The organism is Planktothrix sp. (assembly GCF_046067725.1).
Taxonomy (GTDB): Bacteria; Cyanobacteriota; Cyanobacteriia; order Cyanobacteriales; family Microcoleaceae; genus Planktothrix.
Window position 1 is genome coordinate 15,804 of sequence record NZ_JBJUDF010000082.1, and the last position, 18,004, is coordinate 33,807.

At 38.8% G+C, this 18,004-nt stretch carries 18 protein-coding genes and 1 pseudogene; 11 read left to right on the top strand and 8 right to left on the bottom strand.

Features of this window, described 5'->3' with window-relative positions; all coding sequences use genetic code 11:
* Positions 1-219 precede the first annotated feature (219 nt).
* Positions 220-1,575, top strand: coding sequence for a cytochrome P450 (locus ACKPEB_RS04720; RefSeq protein WP_408963672.1), 1,356 nt, complete (start codon positions 220-222; stop codon positions 1,573-1,575).
* A 498-nt stretch (positions 1,576-2,073) separates the two neighbouring features.
* Entirely contained in the window at positions 2,074-3,417 is a 1,344-nt protein-coding gene (locus ACKPEB_RS04725) for an AAA-like domain-containing protein (protein ID WP_408963673.1), read from the top strand.
* A gap of 51 nt (positions 3,418-3,468) precedes the next feature.
* On the opposite strand, the gene dnaN is transcribed toward ACKPEB_RS04725, so the two are convergent.
* The gene (gene dnaN / locus ACKPEB_RS04730) at positions 3,469-4,647 is read right to left on the bottom strand and encodes a DNA polymerase III subunit beta (RefSeq protein ID WP_408963689.1); all 1,179 of its coding nucleotides are present in this window, start codon (positions 4,645-4,647) and stop codon (positions 3,469-3,471) included.
* 428 nt (positions 4,648-5,075) lie between these two features.
* Positions 5,076-6,449, bottom strand: coding sequence for a chromosomal replication initiator protein DnaA (dnaA, locus tag ACKPEB_RS04735; protein ID WP_408963674.1), 1,374 nt, complete (start codon positions 6,447-6,449; stop codon positions 5,076-5,078).
* A gap of 235 nt (positions 6,450-6,684) precedes the next feature.
* Between dnaA and ACKPEB_RS04740 the strand changes: the two genes are divergently transcribed.
* The 8 genes from ACKPEB_RS04740 (at position 6,685) to ACKPEB_RS04775 (ending at position 13,111) form a co-directional block, all read left to right on the top strand.
* Positions 6,685-7,962: an HhoA/HhoB/HtrA family serine endopeptidase gene (locus tag ACKPEB_RS04740; RefSeq protein WP_408963675.1), complete on the top strand. Its 1,278-nt coding sequence runs from the start codon at positions 6,685-6,687 to the stop codon at positions 7,960-7,962.
* 81 nt (positions 7,963-8,043) lie between these two features.
* Positions 8,044-8,580 carry a peptide deformylase gene (gene def, locus ACKPEB_RS04745; protein ID WP_408963676.1) on the top strand — a complete coding sequence of 179 codons (537 nt, stop codon included), beginning with the start codon at positions 8,044-8,046 and terminating at the stop codon, positions 8,578-8,580.
* A gap of 58 nt (positions 8,581-8,638) precedes the next feature.
* On the top strand, positions 8,639-9,208 hold the full coding sequence (locus ACKPEB_RS04750) for a TerD family protein (protein ID WP_408963677.1): 570 nt from the start codon (positions 8,639-8,641) through the stop codon (positions 9,206-9,208).
* 91 nt (positions 9,209-9,299) lie between these two features.
* Positions 9,300-9,869, top strand: a complete 570-nt coding sequence (locus ACKPEB_RS04755; RefSeq protein WP_408963678.1) for a TerD family protein — start codon at positions 9,300-9,302, stop codon at positions 9,867-9,869.
* A gap of 22 nt (positions 9,870-9,891) precedes the next feature.
* Entirely contained in the window at positions 9,892-10,488 is a 597-nt protein-coding gene (locus ACKPEB_RS04760; protein WP_408963679.1) for a TerD family protein, read from the top strand.
* Positions 10,489-10,740: 252 nt separating this feature from the next.
* Positions 10,741-11,973 carry an ATP phosphoribosyltransferase regulatory subunit gene (locus ACKPEB_RS04765; protein ID WP_408963680.1) on the top strand — a complete coding sequence of 411 codons (1,233 nt, stop codon included), beginning with the start codon at positions 10,741-10,743 and terminating at the stop codon, positions 11,971-11,973.
* Positions 11,974-12,125: 152 nt separating this feature from the next.
* Positions 12,126-12,353, top strand: a complete 228-nt coding sequence (locus tag ACKPEB_RS04770) for an indolepyruvate ferredoxin oxidoreductase subunit alpha (protein WP_408963681.1) — start codon at positions 12,126-12,128, stop codon at positions 12,351-12,353.
* 116 nt (positions 12,354-12,469) lie between these two features.
* Positions 12,470-13,111, top strand: coding sequence for a PAP/fibrillin family protein (locus ACKPEB_RS04775; protein ID WP_408963682.1), 642 nt, complete (start codon positions 12,470-12,472; stop codon positions 13,109-13,111).
* Positions 13,112-13,171: 60 nt separating this feature from the next.
* Here the strand turns inward: ACKPEB_RS04775 and ACKPEB_RS04780 are convergent, their stop codons facing one another.
* From ACKPEB_RS04780 to ACKPEB_RS04790, 3 genes are all read right to left on the bottom strand, one after another.
* On the bottom strand, positions 13,172-13,549 hold the full coding sequence (locus ACKPEB_RS04780; protein WP_408963683.1) for a PH domain-containing protein: 378 nt from the start codon (positions 13,547-13,549) through the stop codon (positions 13,172-13,174).
* Positions 13,550-13,627: 78 nt separating this feature from the next.
* Positions 13,628-14,086, bottom strand: coding sequence for a hypothetical protein (locus ACKPEB_RS04785; protein WP_408963684.1), 459 nt, complete (start codon positions 14,084-14,086; stop codon positions 13,628-13,630).
* A gap of 123 nt (positions 14,087-14,209) precedes the next feature.
* Positions 14,210-15,466: a threonine/serine exporter ThrE family protein gene (locus tag ACKPEB_RS04790; RefSeq protein WP_408963685.1), complete on the bottom strand. Its 1,257-nt coding sequence runs from the start codon at positions 15,464-15,466 to the stop codon at positions 14,210-14,212.
* Positions 15,467-15,528: 62 nt separating this feature from the next.
* Between ACKPEB_RS04790 and ACKPEB_RS04795 the strand changes: the two genes are divergently transcribed.
* A complete protein-coding gene (locus ACKPEB_RS04795) occupies positions 15,529-16,071 on the top strand; it encodes a pentapeptide repeat-containing protein (protein WP_408963686.1) in 543 nt (180 codons plus the stop codon).
* Here the strand turns inward: ACKPEB_RS04795 and ACKPEB_RS04800 are convergent.
* The 3 genes and pseudogenes from ACKPEB_RS04800 to ACKPEB_RS04810 all read right to left on the bottom strand — a co-directional run.
* Positions 16,057-16,257, bottom strand: a complete 201-nt coding sequence (locus ACKPEB_RS04800; RefSeq protein ID WP_408963687.1) for an RNA-binding S4 domain-containing protein — start codon at positions 16,255-16,257, stop codon at positions 16,057-16,059. The genes ACKPEB_RS04795 and ACKPEB_RS04800 overlap by 15 nt on opposite strands.
* A 167-nt stretch (positions 16,258-16,424) precedes the next feature.
* Entirely contained in the window at positions 16,425-16,931 is a 507-nt protein-coding gene (locus tag ACKPEB_RS04805; protein ID WP_408963688.1) for a single-stranded DNA-binding protein, read from the bottom strand.
* A gap of 86 nt (positions 16,932-17,017) precedes the next feature.
* Positions 17,018-18,004 (bottom strand): annotated as a pseudogene (locus tag ACKPEB_RS04810) (mannose-1-phosphate guanylyltransferase); the annotation flags it as partial.

The window sequence follows — 18,004 nt, forward strand, 5'->3', positions numbered from 1 at the left end:
ATTGATCATCAGTACCTGAACATAATTTTTACACATTTCTCATTTCCTGTTAAGCTGTTCCCTTGCTCAACTCGGTCATTGATTTTGCACAGGGACTTATAAACTTTAAATTTAAAGATCAGTTTGTTTTTGAAGCGTGATGCAAATCTTTAAACCAGGTTGCAAATTCTTCAGATATCGTTACTATAGATTTAATATAAACAGCTTAACACCTTAACAATGAATACACAAATTCCCCCGGCAACTAAAGGTTTGGCTCTCCTACAACAAATCCATTGGATTGCTGATCCGCTTCATTATATGAACACCCGCTTTCGAGAATATGGAGATATTTTTAGTAGTTATATTCTAGGTGTAGAGAAACCCTGGATTTTTGTTAGTCATCCTCAAGGGATTCAGAAAATTTTAACTGATGATGCCTTTGAAGCACCTGGTTCGGTAAATAAACTTTTAACTCCTTTAACGGGAGAAAATTCTATTTTTATGTTGGAAGGAAATCGCCACAAACGGGAACGAAAATTATTAATGCCATCCTTTCATGGGGAACGAATGCGAGATTATGGACAATTAATTACTGAGATTACCCAAAAAGTTATGAGTCAAATTCCCAGCAGGAAAACTTTTATTGTTCGGGATATCATGCAAGAAATATCCTTAGATGTAATTATCAGAGTTGTTTTTGGGGTTTATGAACCTGAACGATATCATCAGTTAAAACGGCTGTTATCAGGAATGGTAGAAGTTTTTAAATCTCCCTTGAGTTCCAGTTTTTTATTCTTTCCAATTTTACAACAAGATTTTGGTGCTTGGAGTCCTTGGGGATATTTCTTAAAACAACGCCAACAAATTGACGAGTTATTATATGCAGAAATTCGAGAACGTCGTGAAAAACCTGATGAATCTCGAACAGATATGCTGCATTTAATGATGGCTGCGCGGGATGAAGAAGGTAACGCAATGACGGATCAAGAATTACGAGATGAGTTATTAACGTTATTATTAGCTGGACATGAAACGACTGCTACAGCAATGTCTTGGGCATTATATTGGATTCATCGTCAGCCAGAAGTGTATGAAAAATTAATGCAAGAGTTAACCAGTTTACCTGCTGATGCTGATGGAATGGATATTTTTCGTTTGCCTTATTTAACGGCTGTTTGTCAGGAAACGTTGCGAATTTATCCTGTAGCAATGTTAACTTTTTCTCGCATGAATAAAGAATCCGTTGATTTAATGGGTTATCAATTACCCCCAGAAACTCTGGTGGTAGGTTGTATTTATTTAACCCATCGTCGAGAAGATTTATATCCGCAAGCGGATCAATTTAAACCTGAACGCTTTTTAGAACGTAAGTTTTCTCCCTATGAATTTTTACCGTTTGGTGGAGGTGCTCGTTTATGTTTAGGAATGGCTTTAGCTCAATATGAAATGAAGTTAGTATTAGCGACCATTTTATTAAATTATGAGTTAAAGTTAGCAGAAAAATCCCCCGTAAAAGGGAGTCGTCGAGGTCTAACTTTAGCCCCTAAAGGTGGTATTAAAATGGAACTCTTGAATCAACATTCACAACTGTAGAAATCGATGAAATTAGGCCGTACAGTTTAGTTTAGTCAGAAGCATTAAAATCCCGAAAAAATATCTCGATTGAGTGCTAAAATAGGTTAGGAGTATAAAGGTTTTTTATTAAGTCCTTTATGTTTCTAACCTAAGCTATAGCAATCCTATTTGAGTTGTGTTAAAAATTTCTGAGCAAAAGGGAATAGGCAATGGGCACTCTTGCAATAGTGTCAAGACTTTTGGCTATTTCATAGACGTTTAAAATTATTACAACCTATTTGGGATTGCTAGATGTTGAAGTTAATCATTCAGGAGAAACTACTCCCAAAAAACTGCCTAATTCAACCGTTTATTTCTGGTTTTTTAGTTAATCAATAAGAGCTATTAATCAAGGTTTTTTCTTGTTATCAATCGAGTGAGCTTGATTGAAATCGTCCTAGCTCGTGCCTATTATTGAAAGACCCAGATTAGAGAATGAGATTGAGATGAGTCTATCGAGGAAAACTGGGGTTAATCATGGTTAAAAGTATTGAGGAACTGTTAGAGTTAGCTGAAGCTTTGGTAATAGCCAAACAGAGGAAACCCCTCAGTTATATTCAAAAAATCATTTTAACAGAAGCTTTATTAGAAACTAAAAAAACCTACGATCAAATTGCAGAAGAGAATGGTTATTCTACCAGCTATTTAAAAAATGGACTAGCTCCTCACCTTTGGCAACTGTTATCCGATGTCATGGGTGAAAAAGTAACAAAAGCAAATTGTCGTTGTGTGTTAGAGCGAGAATTAAAAGATAAAAATATCCCTAAAATGTTTCCCAAAATTGTTTCTAATCAACCAATTTTTTTAGAATCTCCTGAAGGTCAGGTTCCGCTTAATTCTATTTTTTATATTGAGCGAGTACCCAGTGAACCGATCTGTTATCAAGAGATTAAAAATCAAAGCGCATTGCTGCGAATTAAAGCACCTCGAAAGATGGGAAAAACGTCCTTAATGGCTCGAATTTTAGATTATGCTCAACAGCAAGATTATCATCCGGTTCGTTTAAGTTTGCATCGAGCGAGTAGTTTAGTGTTTCGTTCAACCGAAAAATTCTTACGCTGGTTTTGTGCAAATGTCACTCAACAGTTAAGCTTAGAATCTCAAATTGATGAATTTTGGGATGAAGATGTCGGCGCATTAGTTAGTAGTTCACTGTATTTTCAAGGCTATCTGTTAGAAGAAATCCAACAACCGATTGTTTTAGCTCTGGATGAAGTGAATCAATTATTTGAGTATCCCTCCTTAGCTCGTGATATCTTGGCTTTATTACGTTCTTGGCATGAAGAAACACGAGATATTAGCAATTGGAAAAAATTAAGGTTTGTGATTGTTTATTCTACTGATATTTATATTCCTTTAGATACAAATAAATCTCCTTTTAATGTTGGTTTAGGGATTGATTTATATCCGTTTAATTTCGAGCAAGTCCAAATTTTATCTCAAAGATATGGATTAAGCCTAACAGATCAAGAATTAAAGAAATTAACCGAATTGGTGGGAGGATTTCCGTATTTAATTAGATTAGCATTTGATCATTGTGTGCGTCGGAATATTCCCCTACAACAGTTACTAGAAACAGCAACCAGTGATACAGGAATTTATAGCGATCATCTTCATGAACAGTTATGGTTACTTCAGCAAGATCCTGATTTAGCAACTGTTTATCAACAAATTATTGGTCAAGATAACCCCGTTAAGGTGGAACAAGTGAAAGCCTTTAAATTAAAAAGTATGGGGTTAGTTCATATTCAAGGACATCAAGTGATTCCTAGTTGTCAATTATATCGCCAATATTTTCAAGAATATTTTAGTGAGGTTTGATCTAATAGCTTTAGAAACCAGGTTTCTCCAAGAAACCCGGTTTCTAAGAAATTAATTTCTTAATTGTACAGGCATGACTAAATAAGTCATTTTAATTCCCCCTAAAGGATTAACAATAACAGGGCTAGTTGCCGCATTTAATTGCAGGGAAATTTCCGAAGTATTAAAGACTTTTAAACCCTCTAATAAATATTTAACATTAAAAGCTAACTCCTCCGGTTTATCCGCAGAAATTTGAGCCGGGAGAGATTCTAACGCATTGCCAACATCAGCAGCTTCTACGGATAAAGAAATTTGTTGATTCACATGATCAACCGTACATTTAACAATATCATTCTTTTGGGAAGCTAAAACCGCAATTCGTTCTAAAGCTCCCACAAAACTCCGCCGATCTAAATTAATTTGGTTTAAAAATTTCTGAGGAATTAAGGTTTGATAGGCAGGATAGGCTCCTTCTAACTTGCGAGTATTTAACCGTTGTTCTCCTAATTCAAAAATAACTTGACTTTCATCAAAACGTAAGGTGATCACCACTGGAGAATCGTTTTTAGACGCGCCATGGCTCGTCTCTACACTTCGCATTGCCACCATCCGTTCGACTTCTCTTAACGCTCGTGCAGGAATCGTAACTTCAACTTCTTCTAATTCTTCATCGGTTTCTGTTTCACTTAAATTTTCTGTTTGCACCACGGCTAACCGATGACCATCCGTTGAAGCAAATTCAATGGTATTATTTTGAACCTTTAAATGTACCCCTGTTAACACTTGTTTTGTTTCGTCGGGACTGGTAGCAAATAACGTTCCTTTTAAACCCGATATTAAAGATTCTGCGGCTAAATGAACTGAATCTCCCGCTTGAATTGAGGGTAATTCAGGATATTCTTCCGCCCCCATCCCGCGAACTTGATACCGTCCTGAACTCGAAGTTAAAGTAATAATTGCATCTCCCATGTCATCATCTAGGGTGATTTCTCCTCCGGGTAAACGGGAGACAATATCATTAAATAATTTTGCAGGAACCGTTAAGGTTCCTCCCTCCTCAACGGTGGCTGGAATACTCGCGCGAATGCCTAAACTTAAATCAAATGCTGTTAAATTTAACCGTTGATTTTCTGCATCAACATCCATTAAAATATTAGATAAAATCGGATGATTAGGACGAGATGGAATTGCCCTAGAAACCCAAGATAAATTAGAACTTAATTTGTCCTGCTCAACAATAAATTTCATAATGACCTTAAGATTGATCAGTGTTCCCATCGGAACTCTCGCCAACGGTTTCTGATGTTGACGAGAGAACCAAACGTTTGATTATACCTTACCCAACTTCTATTTGATCCCAATAAAATAGGCTGAATTTCCCTAGCTCATCAGCCTTGAGAGTTGAAAATTGGATGGGATATGCAAGGATTTTCAGGGGATGACCTGTGGAAAACCTGTGGAAAACTTGTGAAAAACAGCAACACTTTAACCCGGTAATTCCCTGACATCATCAGGATCTTATCTTTTTTTGGCGTTATCCACAATGTTTTCCACAAACCGAAATCAAGGTGTCGGGTTTCTATTCTTTCGTTACCTTCCCCTATTCCCTATTCTCTCCTATTGCCTATTGCCTATTGCCCTATTGCCTATTCCCTGTTCCCTGTTCCCTCTAAGTTCTAATGAGAACGACTACTAAAATTAATTTGATCGCTGAGTTGTCTTAACGTTTGGGCTAAATCAGGATCTCGCAGGCGTAACTGGGAAATTTTTTCACAACTATACATAACAGTGGTGTGATCTTTTCCGCCAAATAATTCTCCAATTTTAGGTAAACTTAAATCTGTGTGTTGTCGCATCAAATACATTGCCACTTGACGGGCTAAACTAATTTCTCGTCGTCGAGAGTTTCCCTTTAAATCTTCAATCGAAACTTTATAAATTTCTGCGACAATTTGCAAAACCGCTTCCGGGGAAGATTCCTCTAATTTTTCCCGTGATGTTAAAACTGGGGCAATATTTTCTACAGTCATTGCTAAACCCGAAATTGATAAATAAGCGATCGCTCGAATTAAGGCTCCTTCCAATTCCCGAATATTAGAACGATAGTTAGAGGCAATATATTCAATCACTGCACGAGGTAAATGAACATTTTCATATTCCGCTTTTTTCTGTAAAATTGCCATGCGTGTTTCTAAATCTGGGGGTTGAATATCCGCCACTAAGCCCATCGAAAAGCGAGAACATAACCGTTCCTGTAATCGAGGAATTTGATGAGGAGGGCGATCAGAGGCTAAAACCACTTGTTTCCCGGCTTCATGCAGGGTATTAAACGTATGAAAAAACTCCTCTTGAGTATATTCTTTCCCTTCAATAAATTGAATATCATCCACTAATAAAACATCCGCTTCTCGATAATGTTCTCGAAAACTCTGCATACTATCTCGACGAATGGCTGTGATTAAATCATTGGTAAACTTTTCCGTCGAAACATAAAACACTTTAGAAGACGGTGCAATTTCTAAGCGATAATGACCAATAGCTTGCATTAAATGGGTTTTCCCTAACCCCACACCCCCACACAAAAACAACGGGTTAAACTCCCGCCCCGGAGACTCCGCCACCGCCAAAGAAGCCGCATGAGCCAAACGACTATTCGCCCCCACCACAAACCGAGAAAACACATATTTAGGGTTTAAATTGGTAGGTTTAGGGGGTGAATCTTGAGCAGTTTCTGTTCCTAGCGACGCAACAGGAGACGGCCAAACCAAATGCGATGGACTAGAATCCGATGCCGATTCGTTAATTTGAGTTGTAATATAAATTTCAACCGGATAACCCAAGATATCTTGTACAACATCGGCGATCAACTCTCGGTAATACTTTTGCAGCCAATTACAAGAAAACGGGTTGGGGGTGCGAATAATTAAACCTCTGTGGTCTAGTTGCTGAGCCCTGGCCGTTTTAATCCAGGTATCAAAGGTTGGACGCCCCAATTGTAACTGAAGGCGTTCCAGAACTTGATCCCATAGATGATCGACTGGGAGTTCCATAGCTAAACCCAAGCGTTAAAACTAAAGGATAACAGTTTCTATCAGTGCCCTGAGATCGACTCAAGCTAAATTTAAGATTTCTCAACTTGTGTCAACCTTTAAGAAGAAAAGCGATAATAATAGAGGAACGAGTCAATCAAAGTCAATACCAATCCATAGGAGGCTTAGAACCCCCCCCTGAACTCAAAGAAATAGCTCAAAACTCCTGATGTTATCAATATTTTAAAATCCGTCGATGAAGACTACATCTGACAAAGAAATTCGCAAACACAACCCCCTCCGTACTGTTTTCTTATTGTTAATCGGAGGCGGGGTTGCTTTATTGGGCGATCGCTGGTTAGCTAACCGTACAGCTTCAATCGTTCCATCGTCAACCCCTGTGGCTCCCTCCCCTGTGGCTAGTGCCAATTCTAACGAGAATTCTCCAAGTAACCCGACCGCCTGGTTAGGTCAAAAAGCCAATTTAGCAGCCGCCTTAAAACCTGTAGATTCTAACTTTATTGTCAAGGCGGTCAACGAAGTGGGGCCAGCAGTGGTTCGGATCAATGCCTCTCGTCAAGTCGCTCGTCGAGGATTTGATCAGTTTGGGGACGGCTTCCCAGAGGAATTTTTTGGGAGTGAACCTCCTCAACGTCGTTCTAATGGCCCCCTTGAACAAGGGACAGGTTCCGGGTTTATTTTGTCCTCAAATGGCGTGATTATGACCAATTCTCACGTTGTGGAGGGCACTGAACAAGTACAAGTTGTGTTAAAAGATGGTCGTCGCTTCGATGGAAAAGTCTTAGGATCGGATTCGGTAACCGATGTTGCGGTGATTAAAATTAATGCCGATAATTTGCCCAGTGTAAAAATAGGAGATTCTGAAGTATTATCCCCTGGAGAATGGGCAATTGCGATTGGTAATCCATTAGGATTAGATAACTCAGTGACGGTGGGAATTATTAGCGCTACAGGACGTTCGAGTAGTGATGTGGGTGTTCCCGATAAACGCATTGGTTTTATTCAAACCGATGCTGCTATTAACCCTGGAAATTCAGGAGGGCCGCTGCTCAATGCTAGAGGAGAAGTCATCGGAATGAATACCGCTATTATTAGTGGTGCTCAAGGTTTAGGGTTTGCCATTCCGATTAATAAAGCTCAACAAATTGCTCAACAATTAGCAACAACCGGACGTGCTGAACACGCTTATTTAGGGATTGAAATGGTGACTCTCTCCCCAGAATTACTGCAAGAATTACAAGAAAGCCCTGATTTAGAATTTACGATTACTGAAGATAAGGGGGTTTTAATTGTTCGTGTCGTTCCAGGTTCCCCCGCCATGAAAGCAGGATTAAAACCCGGAGATATTATTGTAAAAGTCAATGATCAACCGATTACTAAATCCGATGCCGTTCAAGAGTTGGTTCAAAATCAAAATGTAGGAACACCGATGAAAGTAGATTTAAACCGTAAAGGACAACCCCTAACGTTAGAAGTTAAAACCGGAAATCTACCGGAACAAATTCAAGGTTAATTCGTAGGGGAAATTCATGAATTGCCCCTACCACAAATCAAATAGGATTGCTATAGTTGTTAACAGTTAACAATTAATCAAATGAGTGAAATTTTATCAATTTGTGAATTAGGAAACCCGGTTTTACGGAGTTATGCTCATCCCATTGAAAATATTTGGGAGGAGCCCATTCAAACTTTAATTGATAATTTAATTGTAACCGCTTCTCAAGCCAATGGAGTCGGAATTGCTGCCCCTCAAGTGGGAATGAGCGATCGCTTATTTATTATTGCTTCTCGTCCCACATTGCGCTATCCCAACGCACCTTTAATGGAACCCACCGCCATGATTAACCCTAAAATTATCAGTCATTCTCCCCAAATTGTTAAAGATTGGGAAGGTTGTTTAAGTGTCCCTGGAATTCGTGGGTTAGTTCCTCGTTATCAAACGATTGAAGTTGAATATACCAGTCGAGAAGGAAAAATTTGTCATCAGGAATTAACAAGTTTTGTCGCTCGAATTTTTCAACACGAGCTTGATCATCTCGATGGAATTGTATTTTTAGATCGGGTCGAAAGTACCCAGGAGTTAATCACAGAAGCCGAGTATCAAAAACACCTAGTTGATTCTGCGGAATAATGAAGGGAGAAATTGTAGAATATGAGTAAAGGTGTTTACAGGAAATCAATTAACCGCCATGACAATTAATTTAACAAAAGGGGAACGGATTAGTTTATCCAAAGAAGCACCGGGTTTAAAAAAAGCCGGAGTTGGATTAGGATGGGATATTAATGCTTCCGATACTGGAGCCGCTTTTGATTTAGATGTGTCGGTTTTTATGTTGGGTGGTAATGGTAAAATTCCGACCGAAAAATATTTCGTATTTTACAATAATTTAAAATCTCCTGATGGTTCTGTAGAATCCTTGGGAGATGATCGCACCGGAGAAGGCGGTGGGGATGATGAGACGATTTTAGTTGAGTTAAATTCCGTTGATTCTAGTATTCAAGAAATTGTCTTTGTCGTCACTATTTATGAAGCAGAAACCAGACGGCAAAATTTTGGACAAGTTCGGAATTCTTATATCCGCATTTATAACAATGAAAACGATTCTGAAATTACTCGCTATGATTTAGAAGAGGATTTCTCCAGAGAAACTTCAATTGAAATGGGTCGCCTCTACCGCAAAGATGGCGAATGGCGATTTCAAGCCGTTGGACAAGGATATAACTCAGGTTTAGAAGCCTTTGTTCAACAATATACTTAAAACGATTAACGGTTAACAGTTGATGGTTACTCATCACTATTAATCGTTAAAAAATGTATCTGTTTTATTACAATTTAGGAGTTTATTCACCATGTCAATTAATATTAGGAAAGGGGAAAGAATTAGTTTATCGAAAGAAGCACCAGGGTTAAAACGAGCCTCGATTGGTTTAGGATGGGATGTCAACGCCAGTGATACCGGAAGTGCGTTTGATTTAGATGCTTCTGTGTTTATGTTGGGGGCAGATGGTAAAATTCCCGTTGATGAATATTTCGTATTTTATAATAACTTAATTTCTCCTGATCAAGCGGTCAAACATTTAGGAGATAGCCGTACCGGAGAAGGAAGCGGAGATGATGAAACGATTATTGTTGATTTAACAAAAATTCATCCTGAAATTCAAGAATTAATTTTTGTGGTGACAATTCATGATGCAGATCAACGGCGGCAAAACTTTGGGCAAATCCGAAATTCTTATATGAGAATTTACGATGATGAAACCCAAGCAGAAGTGACTAAATATGATTTAGAAGAAGACTTTTCACGGGAAACAGCAGTAGAATTTGGGAGATTATATTTAAAAAATGGGGAATGGAGATTTCAAGCGGTGGGACAAGGTTATAATTCCGGGTTACAAAGTTTTGTCGATAAATATCTTTGATTAATTTGGGGGAATTTTAATCATGGCAATTAACTTAAAAAAAGGTCAAAGCATTATTCTTGATAAAAACGAATATGATTTATCAAGGGTGGTTATGGGGTTAGGATGGGATGTTGCGAAAAAAGGAGTATTCGGAGGATTAATAGGCGGCGGTGCGGATTTTGATTTAGATGGATTTGCTTTATTATTAGATGCTCAAGGCAAATTAAAAAATTACCAAGAAGATGTGGTTTATTTCGGACATTTAGCCACAAAAAATAATACTGTTGTTCATTCAGGAGATAATCTCACAGGTCAAGGTTCGGGAGATGATGAACGAATTATTATTGAATTCAAAACCCTTCCTTCAGCTTATCAACGTATTATTTTAGGGGTCAATATTTACCATGCAGAAGAGCGTAAACAACACTTTGGACTGGTAAATAATGCCTTTGTTCGCGCCATTGATGCAAAAGGTAAAGAAATCGCCCGTTATAGTCTTTCCGGTGAAGCTACCTACTCTGGACAAATTTCTATGCTGCTTGGCGAACTTTCCCCAGAAAATGGACAATGGAAATTTAAAGCGTTGGGAACACCCTTAAATCTAACGTTAAACGGTGTTGTTCGTTCGTTTTTATAAACCGATCTTGACTGGCTCCTTCCCCAAACTGGATACAGAATGCTGTATTGTAAGGAAAGTTACAAGTTACTCAATTTGTAACTAAATTTTTCATGCTAATTTCCTGCGGGGACAAACAGGTTACGAAATGTCAGGTTTCGGGTGCCAGGTTTCGGGTTTCGGGTGCCAAGAGTTAATCATTCCTCCCCTGCTCCCCCTGCTCCCCTGCTCCCCCTGCTCCTCCTCCCTACCTTGTTAATTGTTACTGAACGTATGGTTTATCAACCCCCGTCGGGTGCGCGAGATTTACTTCCCCTCGATGTTACCCAAAAAATTTGGATTGAACGACGCTTACAAGAGGTGTTTCACCGTTGGGGCTATCATCGGATTATTACCTCGACGTTGGAACGGTTGGACACGCTAACGGCTGGAGGTGCGGTACAACCCTCAACCGTGATTCAACTCCAAGATGCTGAAAATCAAGGGTTAGGACTGCGCCCTGAATTAACCGCCTCCATTGCTCGTGCGGCGGTGACTCGCATGGGGAATCTACAATTTTGGCCCCAACGCCTTTATTACAATGCCAATGTGTTCCGTAAAGGTCAGGCGAATGATCAAGGACAACAGTTAGAGTTTTATCAAGCGGGTGTTGAACTGTTGGGTGCTGGCGGGTTACGGGCTGATTCAGAAATTCTGTTATTATTGCGCGACTGTCTGCAAACTTTAGGGTTCAATAATACTGATTTAATTCTAGGAGAAGCGGGTTTAACTCAATCGTTATTATCCCCTTTTCCTTCTAAACAACGGGAAAAAGTGAGAACGGCGATCGCCAATTTAGATCGAATTGGTTTAGAATCCTTATCTCTTTCTTCAGAACTTCGAGATCGAGCCTTATTATTATTTGATTTACGGGGTCGTCCAGAAACCGTATTATCCCAAGTGTCTCAACTGGATTTAGATGCTTCCCAACGACAAGCCGTTAATAATCTTAAATCCTTCATAGAATTATTACAAAAATGTTGGGAAAAATCGGAGATTCAACCAACAATTACCCTGGATTTAAGTTTACTTCAAACCTTTGATTATTATACCGGAATTGTGTTTATTGCCGTTAGTGATACCGCATCGGGAGCCAGAATATTAGGTCAGGGGGGACGTTATGACCAACTTCTCGGTCTGTATCATCCCCAAGGAAAAACGGAACCGGGAATTGGGTTTTCTTTGAATATTGAAGAGTTGCATCAAGTGTTATTAGGACGGGGTGAACTTCCGCGTCAAACCCCTAATATTGATTGGTTAGTGGTTCCCCAAACCTCAGAAGCCGATGCAGCTACCTTTGCCTATGCGACTCAGTTAAGGGAATCTAGTGATTTAGTTCGGGTAGAAGTGGAGTTAGGACGTCGAGAAACTCCCGAAGATATCCGCGACTATGCTCGTCGTCGAGGCATTCGTCAAATGGCTTGGGTTGATATTAACGGTAACGCTAAGATTGAGGAAATTTTATAACCTAGAGTGGGTGAATTGTTCTGAATTTCTGATCAATTTGAGGAGAATAGTTTCACCCCATCTATGATTTTTATCCCTTGCAAATTCCTTGAGTTATCGTTAACAATTAAAAAGAATTAACCGTCCTATTTTTAAGTCGGAGAACACGAACCATGCCCCATACTATTGTTACAGATGTTTGTGAAGGTGTCGCCGATTGTGTCGGCGCTTGTCCCGTTGCTTGTATTCATGAAGGCCCTGGAAAAAATGTTAAAGGAACTGATTGGTATTGGATTGATTTTTCTACCTGTATTGACTGCGGAATTTGTCTGCAAGTGTGTCCTGTTCAGGGAGCAATTGTAGCCGAGGAACGCCCCGAATTACAAAAAACTCCTCACTAAATTAATTAGGATTTTAGAACCTTCAGATACCCGGTTTCGCCAACGTGACCGGGTTTTTAAGGTATAAAGCGATCGCTTATAATAAGGGAATCCCTGCTTCTGTTTATTAGAAACTCATGATGCTGACTGAAACCAACTTAAAACAACAATTAATCGCTAAAATTCAGGCGGTTCAAGCTCAACTGGGAGGATTCAATGGTGCTCCTGTCACCAATATTAAAATTAAACCCAATCTCGCTGAAGAAATTGAAAGGATGGTGGTGCAGCTAGAAGCTCAAAATCCTAACTATCGACCCTTACTGTATAAACCTTTGTTATTAAATGGAACTTGGTTACTCCTTTATTCTACAGCTAGGGAAATTCTGAATTTAGCGTCACTTCCTTTAGGGTTAAAAGTTGGAAAAATCTATCAAATTATTGATGTAGAGTCTCGACAATTTTTTAATCAAGCTTTTGTTAGACATCCATTAGGATTGATTTCTGGTTCTGTTAAAGTTACGGCTACCTTTGAACCTGTTATTGATGATAATAAATTACCTAATAACCGTATTAACGTTTTCTTTCAACAGCGTTATATTGCTATTTCTAATATTTTAGGGGTTAAGACTCCTCAATTAGAACCCGCCCGCGTTGTTCCCGCCCGAAATCCAGTGGGTCGCATTCCTAGTTTAGAGATTACTTACCTTGATGAAAATTTCCGTATTGGTCGAGGAGGAGATGGGAGTTTATTTGTTTTAATAAAAAGTGAATTAAACTAACTTTTGACTCGTTTATTCAGAGGGTTGGGTTTCCCAACCCTTACCATAGAATATGACAGTTTACTTCAGGACATAAAATGCTAATACGCTTTGAACTTCATAGATATTGAGTCTTCTATTAAACTCCCTTTGAATGGGTGTAGAACTTCCTGATATCCAGATTTTTAATTCTGCATCCAGGTCAAAGTGTCCTGATGTTTCAATGGTAAAATGAATAATACTGCGATAAGGAATCGAGTGATATTCTATTTTTTTTCCAGTAATTCCTTGTTTATCAATCAAGATTAATCGTTTATTTGTGAATACAATTAAATCCCGAATTAACTGATAAGCTCTGTCTATAGATTCACCATCAGCGAGAAGTTTCGCCAGTTCGTTTTGAAGTTTTACTGGATCGATTTCAGAAGCGTTACCTAACAAACCATCGATTAATCCCATAATTGATCTCCCAGCTTCAATATAACAATTATAGCAATTCTATTGAAATGCTCTATTTTTAATCAATATTTTTTAAGGTTAGATTTGACCTAAACGAGTTAATATCGGTTGGTTAGGATTAGATAACTCTAATTTATAGTTAACCAACGGTACATTTCTCCCATTTCCTTCAGCGACTGTAATCATAAAATTAGCAGGGTTTGTAGAATCTTGTTGAATGTTTTCGATAAACTGAAATTGTAGTTCTTGAGCGTTTAATTCCCCAGCTTGGTTAAAATCCGGTTCAGAAACACAGAAGATCACACCTCCATCTTGATATCGACCCGCATAAAACCAATAGATTTGATTTTGAGTGTTAAATTCAGCTTGATAAAATACAGAAAACCGTTCAATTTGTGGTAAGTTCTGTTGTTGCTGACACATTTTATTAATAAACACTTCATCAGCCCTAAAAATTCCCGATGTAAATACTCCTGAAATCCAGATCCCTAAAATTACAGAACTCATCATTAGGAGTAAAATTTTTTTATTTTTCATAACCTTAAGGATTATAAAATTTAAGCTTATCTTAGTGTAACATTAAAATAGAAAATAGGGGATATACAATAGGGAGGAGGACGCAATAAGCTTTTTTGAGTTGATATTAAAGATGATTGATTTCTAATCCTCTGATCTAAAGAATAATAAATTAGGTAAGGCTAATCCAACGGGAATTGCTAATGTCATTAATAATGCTGTTCCTGCCATAATAATTGTATTAGTAATTAAAGAAAGATTAGCGTTCATCCCTAATTGCATAATTAAAATTAAACCGCTTCCGGCTCGAAATACAAAAATTCCAGGGATCATACCCACCACTGCTCCAAATGCGATCGCAGCCGAAGGAACTTTAAAGCGTCGAGATAAATAAACCGTCATTAATCCGACAATAATAGAAGCAAAAAGATTGCCCCAAATAATTCCTAACCCTAGATTAATTGAAAGAATTCGCATTCCATAACCGGCCATTCCACAAAGCATACAAGCCCAAATAATCCCTTTAGGAACATTAAATAATATTGCAAATCCTGCGGCTACAATTCCCGCCAATAAAATATTTTCAGGCTGTTGCAATTGGGGAGGATGAATCGGAGTGACAGCAACCGGAATATTCAGCAAATTTCCTGATAATAATAAACCAAATAAAATAGAAATCAACATAACTAAACTAAAATTTAGGCGGGCAATTCCTGTAATTTGGTGGTTATAAACCATATCTAAAACAGCATTAATTAAATGAACCCCTGGAACTAACATCATAGAAGGAACTAATAAACAAGGTTCTGGCGTTGCTGTCCAACCCAGCTTAATTCCAATTCCTGCAATACAACCCCCTAAAAACGCTGCAAAAAAGGTGCTGATGAACCCATTAAACTTGCGTTTTCCTAATTCCAGCCTTAAGATTAATCCTAACGCTGTTGCCAAACTCACCATGAAAAAAGTAGCCCAATCTCCATTAAAAATTTTAGCTAAACTTCCCCCAGCTAATCCCAGCATTAAGACTAAAAACCAGGGAGAATAGTGATGAGGAGCATGATGATTAATTAATTCTAATTCATCTGTAACTTGTTCTAAGGTTTTATGTCCTTGTTGAATATCATCCACTAAGCGCATCACTTGAGTCATCACCATCATATTAATTTTAATCGTAGGAATGGGGGTACTAATGCGCGAATAAAATTGATTATAAATTTTTGTTGTTAATGTAATCGCTTCATAAGACACTAATAACCGAGCTTCAATTCCTAAGCTATCAGCTAATTGATGAGTGACCCGATAAACTCGTTCTGTTGCAGCACTATTTTGTAGCAGAAGTCGGGCTGTTAGCAGAACGAGGTGAAACTTTTGATCAATCTCTTGCAGAACGGTTGATTTCATCTGAGCTTTTCCTTAAACGGACATCTGATGCTATTAATAGTATGGGGTTTAGGCTTAATCTTATGGATGGTTGGGAATTACTGCAACGAAAAGCCACTGGAGAATGGAATTTTAAAGAAGTGGATTTAAGGGGGGCAGATTTGCAAAATTTTGATCTGACTAAATTGGTCTTTATTGGGGCTGACTTCAGTGGAGCTAATCTCAGGGGTACAAATTTGAGTCGTTCTTCCTTACGAGGTGCTAACTTAATGGGGGCTAATTTAAGCTCTGCTATTTTAGAACAAGCGAGTTTATATGCTGTACAAATGATGGGAGCCAATCTCTCCCATGCTAATCTCACTGGAGCCAATTTAACCCAAGCCAATTTAAGCTATACTAATCTTTATCAAGTCAATTTAAGTAACGCCAATCTCTACCAATGTAATTTAGAAAATGCTTGGTTAGTCGGGGCAGATTTACGGGATACAGATTTGGAAAAAGCCAATTTTAAAGCTTCTAATTTAACCGATGCTAATTTAACAGATTCCATCGGGTTTAATGAAACTGATGCTATTATTTGTAGTACGATTATGCCGAACGGAGAAATGATGTTATCCCTCCTCTAAATTAACCGTTAAGGTTTTTCCAGCAATCAAGACTCGATCCCCGGTGACTAATTTTCGTCCGCGTCGGGTTTCAATTTCTCCATTGACTTGAACTTGACCGGATTGAATCATCACTTTTGCTTGTCCTCCGGTAGAAACTTCACCACAAAATTTTAGAAATTGATCGAGTTTAATGGTTTCCGACATGATTTTAATTGTTATATGATCCCGAATAGGAATTTAAAATTATTATAGCACCTCTTAATAGGTCGTAATATTTTATTGTAGGTGTTGGAAGACCCAACCCCTACAGTTATTGTTCACCGATCAAAAATCTGTCAATAATTATTTCCAAGAATCTTCTAATCCTAAAGTTAAAATGGAATCGGATCATAATCAGGGTTATCAGGTTCACTGGGGGGAGTGACTCGACTCGGTGCGGGACTGGCGGGGGGGCGACGGGACTCTAGGGGTTCTTCGGAACTTGGGGGAGGAGTGCTGGGGCGACGGGAACCTAACGGAACAACTTTATTCGGGGTGGTGGCGGTATCAGAAGGTTGAGATTGGGTTTTGAGTTCCATTTGTACCGGATAGATCCGTTGAGCGGTTAATTCTGCCCGTTTTTCTTTAAACCCTTCTTTTCGCTCAATCATATTCATCCCTAAACGACCTTCGATGATGATTTGATCGCCGTGATGATATTTTTCATGAACTTCTTGGGCAAAATTTCCCCAAGCGATGACTCTTAATGTGGAAGGCGGATCGACATCCCGCAGCCCTGGAAACTGAACTAACATTTCTGTTAGGGCGAGTTGGCTATCGGAGGTGTAACGCAGTTGCGGATCTTCAATAATCTCCGCCATCAAAATAATACTGTTCATGGGTTCAAGCCATTAATGCAAGTACAAAGTTCAACCAGCCAAGGGCGTTGATTCTTTTTTCATCATGCCATTTTTAGGGACTCAATTTACAGATCTTCTGAAAAATTCATCCCTTGAGATTGATTCACAAAATCATGGACTAAATTGCGATATTCTCGCAAGGTGGTATCCACCCAATCTCGATCAACGCTATTAGCAAAAATGTGGACTAAAGGTTCTCCCGCATCGGGTAAAATCAACACCCAGTTATCATCTTGATAATTAATTAACTTGACCCCATCAATTAATTCCAAGTTTTCTGGAGAATGGGTTTCCACTAAATGCCGCATTAAAGCTCCTTTAATTGTCCAGGGACAACGCACAGTATAGCGACGATGAACCACATGGGGTAAATCTGCCCTTACTTGGGTTAGTGATCGCTCTTGGGTGGTTAACATTTCTATAATTTTAGCAATAGAAAACATGGCATCAAACCCCGGATGCAATTGGGGAAAAATAAATCCCATGTCTCCACTTCCCCCTAACACCACATTTGGGTTGCGATGACAAGCTTCCATTAAAGCCGTTGGGTTGGCTTTGGTGCGAATGACTTTAGCATCATAGCGCCGAGCAATTTGTTCAATAGCAGCAGAGGTATTGACCGGAACGACAACGGTACTGCGGGGATGGGAAGTTAACACCATATTCACCATTAAAGACGTTAAAGTTTCTCCGCGAATGGGGCTTCCGGTTTCATCCACTAACATAAATTGTTCGCCATTGGCATACACTTGAGCTCCAAAATTAGCCCGTAATGCTTCAACAACTCGCCCTAATTGATCCAGTAAATTTTCCCGTTCAGGAACCGATAAAGCGGTATGATTTAAACTAGCATTTAACACCACTGCATCACAGCCAAATTTGGCTAAAAGTTGCGGTAAAATTGCTCCAGAAACGGCATAAACATAATCAATGACAACTTTCGCATTACTGTAGCGTAACACTTCGGGATTGATATGTTTTCCAAAGCTGACACTATAAATATCCAGTAAATCAATACTATAACTGACATTTCCAATTTCAGGAATTTGTGC

Bases quoted from the DNA above. Each gene is read 5' to 3' on its own strand.
- ACKPEB_RS04720 (WP_408963672.1), top strand. From the start codon at position 220: ATGAATACACAAATTCCCCCGGCAACTAAAGGTTTGGCTCTCCTACAA.
- ACKPEB_RS04725 (WP_408963673.1), top strand. From the start codon at position 2,074: ATGGTTAAAAGTATTGAGGAACTGTTAGAGTTAGCTGAAGCTTTGGTA.
- dnaN (WP_408963689.1), bottom strand. From the start codon at position 4,647: ATGAAATTTATTGTTGAGCAGGACAAATTAAGTTCTAATTTATCTTGG.
- dnaA (WP_408963674.1), bottom strand. From the start codon at position 6,449: ATGGAACTCCCAGTCGATCATCTATGGGATCAAGTTCTGGAACGCCTT.
- ACKPEB_RS04740 (WP_408963675.1), top strand. From the start codon at position 6,685: ATGAAGACTACATCTGACAAAGAAATTCGCAAACACAACCCCCTCCGT.
- def (WP_408963676.1), top strand. From the start codon at position 8,044: ATGAGTGAAATTTTATCAATTTGTGAATTAGGAAACCCGGTTTTACGG.
- ACKPEB_RS04750 (WP_408963677.1), top strand. From the start codon at position 8,639: ATGACAATTAATTTAACAAAAGGGGAACGGATTAGTTTATCCAAAGAA.
- ACKPEB_RS04755 (WP_408963678.1), top strand. From the start codon at position 9,300: ATGTCAATTAATATTAGGAAAGGGGAAAGAATTAGTTTATCGAAAGAA.
- ACKPEB_RS04760 (WP_408963679.1), top strand. From the start codon at position 9,892: ATGGCAATTAACTTAAAAAAAGGTCAAAGCATTATTCTTGATAAAAAC.
- ACKPEB_RS04765 (WP_408963680.1), top strand. From the start codon at position 10,741: ATGGTTTATCAACCCCCGTCGGGTGCGCGAGATTTACTTCCCCTCGAT.
- ACKPEB_RS04770 (WP_408963681.1), top strand. From the start codon at position 12,126: ATGCCCCATACTATTGTTACAGATGTTTGTGAAGGTGTCGCCGATTGT.
- ACKPEB_RS04775 (WP_408963682.1), top strand. From the start codon at position 12,470: ATGATGCTGACTGAAACCAACTTAAAACAACAATTAATCGCTAAAATT.
- ACKPEB_RS04780 (WP_408963683.1), bottom strand. From the start codon at position 13,549: ATGGGATTAATCGATGGTTTGTTAGGTAACGCTTCTGAAATCGATCCA.
- ACKPEB_RS04785 (WP_408963684.1), bottom strand. From the start codon at position 14,086: ATGAAAAATAAAAAAATTTTACTCCTAATGATGAGTTCTGTAATTTTA.
- ACKPEB_RS04790 (WP_408963685.1), bottom strand. From the start codon at position 15,466: ATGAAATCAACCGTTCTGCAAGAGATTGATCAAAAGTTTCACCTCGTT.
- ACKPEB_RS04795 (WP_408963686.1), top strand. From the start codon at position 15,529: ATGGATGGTTGGGAATTACTGCAACGAAAAGCCACTGGAGAATGGAAT.
- ACKPEB_RS04800 (WP_408963687.1), bottom strand. From the start codon at position 16,257: ATGTCGGAAACCATTAAACTCGATCAATTTCTAAAATTTTGTGGTGAA.
- ACKPEB_RS04805 (WP_408963688.1), bottom strand. From the start codon at position 16,931: ATGAACAGTATTATTTTGATGGCGGAGATTATTGAAGATCCGCAACTG.